Genomic DNA, 10,047 nt, shown 5'->3' on the forward strand with positions numbered 1-10,047 from the left:
CGATGCGGCTACCGCCCGCCTCGGCCCGGGCCGCGAGGAGCTGGTCCCGCTCCGCCCCGAGGGCCTGCGACTCGGAGCGCACCTGCTCCAACTGGGCGGCGATGGTGGTGACCTCGGCGCGGACCCGCTCGATCTCCGCCTGGCGCAGCTCGATCCGCAGTTCGGCGAAGTAGGGGCGGATCGCCACACGTTCCTCGTGGAGACGGTCCAGGCGCTCGACCGCGCTCTCGTACCGGCTGATCGAGGCGACCAGTGGTTCCAGTGCCTCGAGTTGGGCTCGGGCCCGTTGGACGGCATCGTAGGACCGGGTGAGGTCCTCGAAGTGCCGGATGATCCCCTCGATCCGCTCGGAGGCGTCCGCGGGTTCGAGCATGTGCGTGCGGACGAACTCGTTGAGATCGCCCACGGCCTTCATCGAGACGGTCTGGTGGAACAGTTCCATGGCCTGTTCGGACCGGATGCCCAGCAGGCGCCGCATGGCACGACCGTAGGGCGGGAAGTCCTTCTCCACCGTGGCACCGTCTCGGCGGAGCCGCTTGAGCAGGTCGCCCAGGTCGGATCCGAAGTCGGTGAAGTCGGACTCGATCGACATCGCCCGGTCCGCGGTCACGAAGCGTCGCCAGGGTTGTCCTGTGGCGTCCTGTTGCTGGAAGACCTGGGCGAGGGTCACCTCGTCGTCGTATCCCTGGTTGGCAAAGACGCCGAGGATCACCGAATACGACCGTCGGTCCCGCAGCCCCACCGGTCGGACACTGCCGGTGGACTCGTTGCGCTCGGTCCTGTGGTGGCCTTCCACGTAGGAGCGCAGAGTGCGTTCCTTGCGTGCGGCGCCGGCCGCCTTGTTGTAGTCGATCCGGTGCGAGGGGAGCATGAGGGTGCTCACCGCGTCGACCAGAGTGGATTTGCCGCTGCCGATGTCGCCGGTGAGCAGCAGGGTCTCCCCATCCGATTCCAGTTGCCAGACGCGCTTGTCGAAGGTCCCCCAGTTGAGCACTTCGAGCCGGACCAGCCGGAAACCGGGACGCCCCTGCGGCGCGAGGTCGACGGAGGAGAACAGGCCCTCACTCATCGTCGGCACCCCCGTCGGCGTACTCGGCAAGCTTGGCGGAGAAGTCGGACAGGGTCTGACCGTCCACGTAGGCCTTGAGGATCCGGCGCACCTCCCAGGTGTCCCGCCGGCCCTTGAGCTGGCGCAGGAATCCCATGGACACCAGGCGGTTGATGGACGTGTCGACCTGCTTGAGCACTCGGGCCTCGTCGGTGCTGCGGGCGAGGAAGAGCTGAATCATCTCGATGATCTCGTCCTGGGTGAGCACCAGCTGGCCCTGGTCGCCGGCGGACTCGAACTCCACCATCCGCTTGCGCAGCAGCACCAACAGGAGACTGTCGGCGTAGGTGAGCGCGCGGCGTCTGATCACCCGCGGGAGCGGTTCGTCACCGTCCTCCGGCTCGCTGGTGCGCAGGTAGGCGTAGCCCTCGTCGTCGTCGATCACCACGTCGAGCCCGATCACGGCGAAGTGGTCGCGGACGGCGCCACGGTGGCGGAGGAGGTCCTCCCACGCGTCCGACTCCTGATAGACGACGCCCTGCATGAGGCGGATGGCGCTGGTCGCGACCGCCCTCTCCTCCGGGCTCACCGGCGCCTCACCACGACGCGCGGCATCCGGGCCCGCATCGACCGGCCGGCCTCCTCGTACTCGATCACCGTCTCCTCCTGCTGGTCGGTGGTCACCTCGATGTCGTCGGTGTCCAGGGCGAGGTAGCCCACGAGTTCCGCGGCGCCGTGCTCGACGGGGTACATGGTGACGACGTCCTCGAGCAATGCCGTACCGCGTTCGGGGACGAGGTTGCGCAACCTGGCGGCGAGGCGGGCGGGGTCCACGATCACCTGCTCGGCCAACACGGAGGTGTCGACATGCTCCTGCTCGGACGGTGGCAGGAGACTGTCCACCTCGGACGCGGGCCGCACACTGTGCAGCGGTCGTTCGGTGGGCAGCGACACCTCCACGCCGGCCTGCTCCAACTCGAGACCGAAGTCCGGGGGTGTGCCTTGTCGCAGCGCCAACGCGGTCCCCTCGATCTCGCGGACCAGGTCGAGGACGCGGCGGTTCTCCAGCCAGATCTGGTCGTCGGTGAACCGGCGGAGCTGCTCGGAGATCTGACGGACGGTCAGCTGGGTGCGCTCGGCGGCCTCGGCCCACCCGTGGTGGACGGTGCGGATGCTGCGGTCCCCCTTCAGTTCGTCGATCGCGGTGAGCCGCTCGAGCAGGGCGGAGAGTTCCTCCTGGCCGGATGAGGACAGGAGCATGTCGTAGAACGCCTGAAAACTGCGCCCCTGATCGGAGGAGTCGATGCGACTGCGCCCGCTGACCAGCTCCTCCAGCAGGTCCCCCTTGCTGCCCTCCCATGTGGCTATGCGTTCGCGAGCCGAGCGGTCCAGTGCGCGGAAGTTCTCCTCGACCTCGCGGAAGTCGGCGAGGAGCTCGCGAGCGGTGGAGGAGAACTGCTGGTAGCGGTCGCGCACGGCGGTCATGTCGAGCAGTCCGGCTTCCGGGTCGGCCTCGATCTGCTCGATCTCCCGCTGGATCTCCTGCTTGCGCCGCTGCAACTCGGCGAGCCGTATCGCGGGGTCGACCTCGGTGCCCTGGGCGATCTGGCGGAGTAGTTCGATCGCGGTCTGCAGTCGCGACTCGGTGCCGACGAAGGGCCGCGCGTGCAGGCTCTGGACCCACGAGTAGGCCTTTTCCAACGCGGGTGTCGCGTCGTAGTGGATCTCATCGGTACCGAGCGGATAGAAGCGACGGAGAAATCCTGAGTCGGTGGACGCCCATTCGGCCAGATAGTCGGCTGCGTCCCGCTTGAACCGCGGGTTCTCGGGATTCTCCGCATTGAGCTTGTAGAGCTCGTCGTCGAGGGCGTCGATGATCTCCCCCTCCGGGCTGGCACCGTGTCCCTCCTCCACGAAGAACCGGCCGAGAAACGACAGCAGCAGCGGCGCGTGGGTGGCGCGGAGCATCCGCCACGCGGGATGTCGTTCGCGCAGCGCGTCGATCGCCGCGTAGTCCACACGGTCTCCTCGGGTCAGCGGTCGGCAGGGGTCGTGCAGCCAGTCTAGGAGGGCGGCCGGACACAACTGTCTGGGCGGTCGGTGCGGGCAGCACCCCGCGAGAGGCGTTCCGTCACACCGTGGAGTTCGATTCAGGACCACGCTGGTGTTGACTCAGCGCTTCGGCAAGAGGCGGTAGGTGTGTCTTCACGACGTCTCGCACAATGTCAGCCTCAACACCGAAATACTGGTGAACGAGGATGTTGCGGAACCCTCGGATCTGCGGCCAGGCGATCTCTGGGTGTGCATCTGTGATCCCGGCCGAGAGATGGTTCGCAGCCTCACCGATGATCTGCAAGTTCCGTTCGATTGCATCCTCGGCCATGAGGACGAGGTCGATGTCATGGTTGTCCAGTCTGCGTACGTACCGCTGGCATCGATTGATGGCCCGCAGGATGTCGTCGATCCGCTGATCGGACTCGCGACTCATAACGCGACGCTGTCCCGGAGCGCCGACTCTGAGATCGCTCGCTTAAGTAGTTGCGACGGGAAGACGTCGATATCGTCGCGGCCGAATAGCGCACGGACTTCCTCTAACAGACCGGAGGCGCGCATCAAGAGATTGCCGTCAGACGGGTCCATTTCCACCAGGATGTCGATGTCGCTTCCCGCCTGCGCGGTGCCACGCGCGACCGAACCGAACAGCCTTGGTCTAGTAGCCGCGTACTTCGCCAGGAGCGCACGGAACTCGTCATCACGCGCCTCGATCAGCTCGCGCATTGCGAGCGATTCGGGAGTCGGGGCGGTGCTCGTCATAGCTACAGGTTACCGGCCGCCCGTGGGAACTGAAGGCCCCAGAACGAAGGATGCAAGTGAGCCGTGTGAGATCACGTTGGGTAGACCGATCAGGCGTTGCCAACTCTCGGACTACAGACCGCGCCCTGCACCAGAGGCGAGGCGAGGCGAGGAACCCCGTCTCAGACGCAGGGGCGTAGCCGGCAACCCTGTTTGCTGCGGCGATCGCCACTTCGAGGTACGGGATCGGTGATTTAGACCGGCGGCCCTACCGGCCGAGCACCGTGTCGAGCCAGTCGAACGCGCGCTGGCTGAACAGCGCTGCCGCCCCCGCTTCGTCGTGTTCACCGGCACCTTCGGCGTTGGTGAACTCGATCATCGTCTTGGGCGCTGTGAGGGCGTCGAAGAGACTCTGCGCGTCGACGATGCGCGGGTCGTTCTGGCCGATGGTCAGCAGCACGGGACAGTCGATGCGGTCCGCGAGGCCGTTTAGTGTGAACGACCTCAGTTCGCGCATGTAGTCGACCGGGGTCGCGCATCCGTGCGTGAGCATCCCTCTCCCCACGGAGAAGTTCAGCCCCGGTGACTGCGCCATCCCGGCGCGGACCACCTCGTTGAGCTGCTCGTCGACGTCCCCGGTGTCCAGGTCGCCGCGGTATTCCGCCGGGAGGAGCAGAGAGGCGTTGGCTCCCGGGGCGTACTGCGGGGCGTCGGCGATCACGGCGGCGAGGCGGTGCTCTGCTGTGGCGGCGCGGGGCGCGAGGTGGCCGCCCCAGCTGCGGCCCAGTGCGGCTATCCGGGAGGCGTCGACCTCGGGGCGGGCGACCAGCCAGTCGACCTGAGCGGTGACGACCACCTCCCAGTCGTGTCGGAAGTGCAGGTCGCGTTCGACCAGTGCCGCGCCCTGGCCCGGGCCGTCCATCATGAGGACGGCGTAGCCGCGCCGCAACGCCGCGACACCGCCGGCGACGTACGTCTCCTCCATCGTGCCGTCGTATCCGCCGACCAGGATCACCGTGGGGAACGGTCCCGGGCCGGGCGGGGTCGCGACGTAGCCGTCGAGTTCGGTCCACTCGTACGGGATCGCGACCTGCTCGAAGGGATGATCCATCAGCTCGATCGCCCGGCGGAAGGCATCCCGTTGACGAGCGTTCGCCGCGACGAACCGTGGATCCATCGGAGGCGCGTACATGAAGACCCCGGAGATACGGAAGTACGTTGCCGCACGGAGGAACCCCTCACGCGCGCTCACCCGGTGACCGGAGGCGAGACTCTTCTCCGCTTCCCCGAGAATCCGTTCGCCGAGCGCGTTCCACTCGAGGTTCCAGGCGTCTCTGTCCCCGTCGGGGATTCTGCGAGCGGTGATGAAGGCCTCGCCGATGTCGGCTCCGCCCGACGCGATGGTGTCCAGTACGCGGAGGAACTGGCCGTCGAACCCGCTGTCCTGGAAGGCCAGCCCGGTGAGGGTGGGTTCGCCGGGGCTTTGATGTCCGTCCGCGGCGCGAATTGTCGCACCTGGTGAAGTGTTCGTGGCCATGTGTACACCTCGTCGTCACTGGTGGTCATCCGTGGTCGGATCGCCGCTCCCATCATCGCTCACCCGGCGTCCGTCACGTGCGTGAATCCGACGCGATGACCGCCAACGATGCCACCGGGTCACCGACGCCGGACGGTGACCCTCCCTCCTCGGTGAGGCGCGAACGCGACGCCGCGGGAGTGCCACTTCTCGTCCCGCTCGGTCGTCGGGACGATCTCGTACATGCTCAGCAGGGTGCGCAACACGACGTCCATCTCCATCGTCGCGAACGCCGCGCCGATGCATCGCCGGGTCCCGCCGCCGAACGGCAGCCAGGCCGGCGGTGGTGTGGTGTCGAGGAAGCGGGTCGGGTCGAAGCGCTCGGGCTCGGCGAAGTGCACGCTGTCGTCGTGCAGCAGCGAGATCGCGACCATCACGTTGTACCCGCGCGGGATGCGCCACGGGCCCAGGTCGAGGTGCGGCGCCTGCACGTTGCGTCCGGCGAGGTCGATGACCGGCCGGCTGCGCTGCACCTCCAGGATCGTTGCGTGCCTGTAGCCGGTCCCCCCGGCGTCGACTTCGGCGACCAGCTCGTCCAGCACCGCGGGGTTCCGGCTGAGCCGCTCCAGGGCCCAGGCGAGCGTCGTCGCCGTGGTCTCGTGTCCCGCAACGAGCAGTGCGGTGAGCTCGTCGCGGATCTCCTCGTCCGTCATGGCCGATCCGTCGTCGTAGGTGCTCTGCAGCATCATCGCCAGGATGTCGTCGCGCTCGTCGAGTCGGTCGTCGCGGCGGCCGCGGGCGATGAGTGCGGTGATCGCGTCGTCGTAGACCTTCTTGTAGCGGGCGAACCGACCGCGCGGGCCCACCGACCCCACGCCCACCGCGCCCACGCGTACCGGCAGTTCCGGGGTGATGACCACCGCCGAGCCGGCCTCCACCATGGGCGGGATCACGCGGCGCAGCGTGACGAGCTCGTCGTCCCGGGCGCCGAACACCGTCCGGATGATGATGTCCAGCGTGATGCGGGTCATCGACGGCATGGAGGCGAACGGCCTGCCGACGACCCACGAGTCGAGTTCGCGCCGGGTCTCCTCCTCCACGACCGCCTCGTAGCCCGTGATGCGCCTGCCGTGCAGAGGCGGGGTGAGCAGCTTGCGGCGCCGTCGGTGGTCGGTGCCCTCGAGCGCGAACATCGACTGCTCCCCCAGGACCCGACCAAGATTGGGGTCGACGTTGGTCAGCGACTGCTGCGGGGCGGTGAACAGCTCTCTGGCCAGCGCGGGGTCGGAGATGATCACCGCGCGCCCGTAGATGGGCAGGTGCACGGTGACGGCGTCGCCGTATCTCGCCTGCAGGCGCTGGAGCACTCTGCGCCGGGCGATGCCGAAGCCCGCGCCCTGGATCGACCTGGGCAGCGGGGGCCCGGGCGGGAGCCGCGGTGCGCGGTCGTCGTCGGTCGGGCTTCCTCCGGAAGCGGAGGGAACCGACCTGTCCGTCACGCTGTCCATGGCATTGCATCCTCGGCCTCGGGTGGGGTGCGGGGCGTCGCCCAGCCTACGTGCCGGAAATGCGGTGGTGGCGCGGATAGTGCGACGACGACGAGGTCTTCCCCTGCCGCCCGGCACCGCACCCAATCCGCCACGACCCCGGCGTCGAATCCCGGGCATGCACTCCGCTTCGCAGTCCCCTCGGCCCTCCGCCTTCCACGTCACGGCGGACGGTGCGGACGTGGCAGGGCTCTTCGCCGACTCCCGGGACGCCGACGCCGGGCACGACTCGCCTGAGCCTGCCGAGTCCGAGCGAGGGGACTTTCTCGGCGCCATGCGCGCATCCTGGGACGACTGGATGCCCGTCGCCACCACGGGCTGGGGCGCGGTGGTGCTCATCGCCCCGTTGCTCGCGGTGCATGCCCTCGTCTGGGCCTTCGGCGGGCGCCGGCCCCGCTAGGTGCGCCGGCTCGACCAGGTGCTCCTCCTCGAACAGGTGCCCCGCCTGCGCTAGGTGCTCCGCCTCGCCCCCACCCGCCACAGGATGGTGCGCTCCTTCGAGCGAGCCGCGTGCAGCGGATCAGCACTGTCTGCGGCGCGGGAATGGCGTGGCGTGGTCTCGCTTGTCCCGACCACGGTCAGCCCGGCCGCGTCGATACGGCCGAGCAGGTCATCACGGGTGCGCAGTCCAAGGTGTTCGGCGAGGTCGGACAGGATCAGCCATCCTTCGCCCTGCGGCGTGAGGTGATCGGCGAGCCCGCTGAGGAAGCGGTGCAGCACGTCGGAGTCCGGGTCGTAGATCCCCTGCTCCAGCGCCGAGGTCGGGCGACCGGGAATCCATGGTGGATTGCACACCACCACGTCGGCCCGCCCGCAGTCGCTCGCCTCGTCGTCGTCGTCGTCATAGGGCCACAAATCGGCCTGGATCACCGCGATGCGGTCCGCCAACCCCAGCCGATCCACGTTGTCCTGGGCGCACTGCACGGCGCGGGGACTGATGTCGGTCGCCACCACTTCCCGGGCGCCGCGCCGGGCCAGGACCGCCGCGAGCACCCCGGTCCCGGTGCCGATGTCCCACACGACGGGGTGGTCGACGCCCTGCGGCCAGGGGGCGTCGGCGACCAGGTCGATGTACTCGTCGCGGGTGGGGGCGAAGACGCCATGGGCGGGATGGATCCGAGCCCCCAGGGCCGCAACCTCGATGCCCTTGCGGTGCCACTCGTAGGCGCTGATCACCCCGAGTAATTCGGGCAGCGACACGAGAGTCTCCGTTACGACGGAATCGCTCGACTCGTCGGTGGGCTTGTCGACCGGCTGCCCGTAGGCGTGTGTGCAGGCCTCGCGGGCGTCGGGCGCTCGGCGCAGGCAGATCGAGTAATCAGGCTGCAGGGGGATCAGGATCTTGCCCAGTATCGAAGCACGGTGGGCACGGGCCTTCCGGTTGGCGAGAAAGACTTCCCCGGGGTCGGTGGATTGCGGTGACCGGGACGCCCGCTTCTCGAGGCGACGGTCGAGAGCACGCATGAGCTGCCGGGCGTTTTGGAAGTCCCCTCGCCACAGCAGGCTCGAGCCTCTCTGGGCGATTCGGAGAGCCTTGTCTGCGGAGATGTCGTCGGTGATAACGACGATTCCAGTCGGCGCAGGTGCGGCGTTCTCGGAGCGCCAGCCGACGGTGCGGTCTACACCGCTCTCACGCCAGCTGACGGTGTTCACGGGCGGTCCGAGTACGGCACAAGAGAGGACACGTGAATCCTTCAGACGGTCGCGCGCTCGACCCGAGAATGAGGAATGACCGCGCGAGAGCAAGTGACCCGTGATCCGGGCCGAGTCCAGTGTCTCAGCTCTGCCCCCGGACGGTCACGGGCAGTCGATCTTTATCGGTAGACCTCACGCCGATGCGCAACATCAACGACGAGGACTGTTACCCGTTGATCCTCGATCGAGCAGATGATCCGGTAGTCGCCCACGCGGTACCGCCAGAGGTGTTGGTCGCCACGAAGTGCCTTACCGAGGTACCTGGGGTCTTCGCACCCATGTATTCGCTCCTCGAGGAATGCCCTGATTCTCTGCTGCGCAGTCTTGTCCTGACGACCGAGCTTGGTGATGACCTTCTGGACGTGCGGCGTGACCTCGACCAGATACGCCACTTCAGGTCCAGTCCACCTGGCCCAATGGGATGGCGGAGTCGTCTGACTGCCGGAACTCCTCCAGACGGTGTTGGGCCAGGTACCAGTCCTCCATCTCGTCGAGCCCGCTGCGGATGAACTCGCTCGCATAGAACGACTTGGACCTGCCGGTGACGCGCGCCAGATGGTCCAGACGGGCGATGGTCTGGTCGTCCAGCTTCGTGTTGAGTTGTTTAGCCGTCATGACCCCTCTTCCGTCGATATACGAGTATAACCAGCATCCCAATACCAGTGTTCCTCATCCGGGCCCGTCGTAGGGCAGCTGGTCTAGCGTCCAGGCCCAGTTGATTCGCTCCTGCTCCAGTCGGACCTGGTCGCCGAAGCGATCGGAGACGAGGTCGTCATAGACGGCGGCCTCCTTCGCTGAGAGCCGGCCGAGTGCTGCGCTGGTCGGGGCGTTCTCCCGCCCCCACCGGTCGCGATGGGCGTGCAGGGTCTCCGCGTCCATCAGGAAGGACCGGGTCTGCGGAAGGTGGGCCCGGAGTCGATGCAAGATCGCGAAGCCGTGTGTATCGAGATCATCCCAGTAGTGCACTTCCGCGTCCTGTAACACTGCCCAGCGCCCGAGTCGCGCCACGTCGAATCCCTTGCCCCAGATCACTACCCCGTCGGCGGGCACGGGCAGCGTGAGGTAGGTGACCTCGTTCTCCACCACCACGGCTATAGAGAAGCGCATGGCTACTCCGCGGTCCTGCCCACCGCGGCCCATGGAAAACGGTTGAGAACGTCGAGCTCGCAACCCTCGGTTGTGTCCATTGGCACAACACCGCCCGCCTTCACGGCTACCTCGGCGACGTTCCACCCGCGGAGTTCGAGGAGACGTTCTACGATCAGATCCAGGGCGACAAGACCCTGGTGGAAATTCAACTGAACACGGTCTCCACGAAACCCAGGGCGAATCTTGCTAAGCCAAGCCCGCCGCGCTGACCACAACTGTGCCACTCGCCAACAAGGCAAGCCGTCCTTAGTTCGCCACTTTCGCCCGCGTGCTCCGCTAGCCCCGGTAGTTCACGGGGA

At 67.4% G+C, this 10,047-nt stretch carries 12 protein-coding genes and 1 pseudogene; 2 read left to right on the forward strand and 11 right to left on the reverse strand.

Translation table 11 applies throughout. The features are described from left to right. The 7 genes from G6020_RS04240 to G6020_RS04270 form a co-directional block, all read right to left on the reverse strand. On the reverse strand, positions 1-1,069 hold a 1,069-nt coding region (locus tag G6020_RS04240; protein ID WP_182609769.1), incomplete at its 3' end, for an ATP-binding protein. After that, the gene (locus G6020_RS04245; protein WP_259845141.1) at positions 1,062-1,637 is read right to left on the reverse strand and encodes a DUF4194 domain-containing protein; all 576 of its coding nucleotides are present in this window, start codon (positions 1,635-1,637) and stop codon (positions 1,062-1,064) included. The genes G6020_RS04240 and G6020_RS04245, both read right to left, overlap by 8 nt. Further along, complete coding sequence (locus tag G6020_RS04250) at positions 1,634-3,067, reverse strand: DUF3375 family protein (protein ID WP_182609770.1); 1,434 nt, start codon at positions 3,065-3,067, stop codon at positions 1,634-1,636. The genes G6020_RS04245 and G6020_RS04250 overlap by 4 nt, the downstream gene beginning before the upstream one ends. 112 nt (positions 3,068-3,179) lie before the next feature. After that, a complete protein-coding gene (locus G6020_RS04255) occupies positions 3,180-3,536 on the reverse strand; it encodes a HepT-like ribonuclease domain-containing protein (RefSeq protein ID WP_179525746.1) in 357 nt (118 codons plus the stop codon). Next, on the reverse strand, positions 3,533-3,862 hold the full coding sequence (locus tag G6020_RS04260) for a nucleotidyltransferase domain-containing protein (protein WP_179525747.1): 330 nt from the start codon (positions 3,860-3,862) through the stop codon (positions 3,533-3,535). Before G6020_RS04260 ends, G6020_RS04255 begins: the two co-directional genes overlap by 4 nt. 247 nt (positions 3,863-4,109) lie before the next feature. Further along, entirely contained in the window at positions 4,110-5,378 is a 1,269-nt protein-coding gene (locus G6020_RS04265; RefSeq protein ID WP_182609771.1) for an alpha/beta fold hydrolase, read from the reverse strand. 119 nt (positions 5,379-5,497) lie between these two features. Next, positions 5,498-6,865: a cytochrome P450 gene (locus G6020_RS04270; RefSeq protein ID WP_182609772.1), complete on the reverse strand. Its 1,368-nt coding sequence runs from the start codon at positions 6,863-6,865 to the stop codon at positions 5,498-5,500. Between the two features lie 157 nt (positions 6,866-7,022). Between G6020_RS04270 and G6020_RS04275 the strand changes: the two genes are divergently transcribed. Next, positions 7,023-7,304: a hypothetical protein gene (locus G6020_RS04275; RefSeq protein ID WP_182609773.1), complete on the forward strand. Its 282-nt coding sequence runs from the start codon at positions 7,023-7,025 to the stop codon at positions 7,302-7,304. Positions 7,305-7,354: 50 nt separating this feature from the next. On the opposite strand, the gene G6020_RS04280 is transcribed toward G6020_RS04275, so the two are convergent. From G6020_RS04280 to G6020_RS04295, 4 genes are all read right to left on the reverse strand, one after another. After that, positions 7,355-8,557, reverse strand: coding sequence for a class I SAM-dependent methyltransferase (locus tag G6020_RS04280; RefSeq protein ID WP_182609774.1), 1,203 nt, complete (start codon positions 8,555-8,557; stop codon positions 7,355-7,357). 161 nt (positions 8,558-8,718) lie between these two features. Further along, complete coding sequence (locus G6020_RS04285; RefSeq protein WP_182609775.1) at positions 8,719-8,991, reverse strand: type II toxin-antitoxin system RelE/ParE family toxin; 273 nt, start codon at positions 8,989-8,991, stop codon at positions 8,719-8,721. A 1-nt stretch (position 8,992) separates the two neighbouring features. Further along, positions 8,993-9,214: a ribbon-helix-helix protein, CopG family gene (locus G6020_RS16900; protein ID WP_182609776.1), complete on the reverse strand. Its 222-nt coding sequence runs from the start codon at positions 9,212-9,214 to the stop codon at positions 8,993-8,995. Positions 9,215-9,268: 54 nt separating this feature from the next. Next, positions 9,269-9,706 carry a DUF2220 domain-containing protein gene (locus G6020_RS04295; protein ID WP_182609777.1) on the reverse strand — a complete coding sequence of 146 codons (438 nt, stop codon included), beginning with the start codon at positions 9,704-9,706 and terminating at the stop codon, positions 9,269-9,271. On the opposite strand from G6020_RS04295, the pseudogene G6020_RS16905 reads away from it, so the two are divergent. Further along, a pseudogene (locus G6020_RS16905) lies at positions 9,686-9,858 on the forward strand (IS3 family transposase); the annotation flags it as partial. The gene G6020_RS04295 and the pseudogene G6020_RS16905 overlap by 21 nt on opposite strands. Between the last annotated feature and the right edge of the window lie 189 nt (positions 9,859-10,047).

The sequence above is a fragment of the Dietzia sp. B19 genome (genome assembly GCF_014145155.1).
Classification (GTDB): domain Bacteria; phylum Actinomycetota; class Actinomycetes; order Mycobacteriales; family Mycobacteriaceae; genus Dietzia; species Dietzia natronolimnaea.

Bases quoted from the DNA above. Each gene is read 5' to 3' on its own strand.
- G6020_RS04255 (WP_179525746.1), bottom strand. From the start codon at position 3,536: ATGAGTCGCGAGTCCGATCAGCGGATCGACGACATCCTGCGGGCCATC.
- G6020_RS04260 (WP_179525747.1), bottom strand. From the start codon at position 3,862: ATGACGAGCACCGCCCCGACTCCCGAATCGCTCGCAATGCGCGAGCTG.
- G6020_RS04265 (WP_182609771.1), bottom strand. From the start codon at position 5,378: ATGGCCACGAACACTTCACCAGGTGCGACAATTCGCGCCGCGGACGGA.
- G6020_RS04270 (WP_182609772.1), bottom strand. From the start codon at position 6,865: ATGGACAGCGTGACGGACAGGTCGGTTCCCTCCGCTTCCGGAGGAAGC.
- G6020_RS04275 (WP_182609773.1), top strand. From the start codon at position 7,023: ATGCACTCCGCTTCGCAGTCCCCTCGGCCCTCCGCCTTCCACGTCACG.
- G6020_RS16900 (WP_182609776.1), bottom strand. From the start codon at position 9,214: ATGACGGCTAAACAACTCAACACGAAGCTGGACGACCAGACCATCGCC.
- G6020_RS04295 (WP_182609777.1), bottom strand. From the start codon at position 9,706: ATGCGCTTCTCTATAGCCGTGGTGGTGGAGAACGAGGTCACCTACCTC.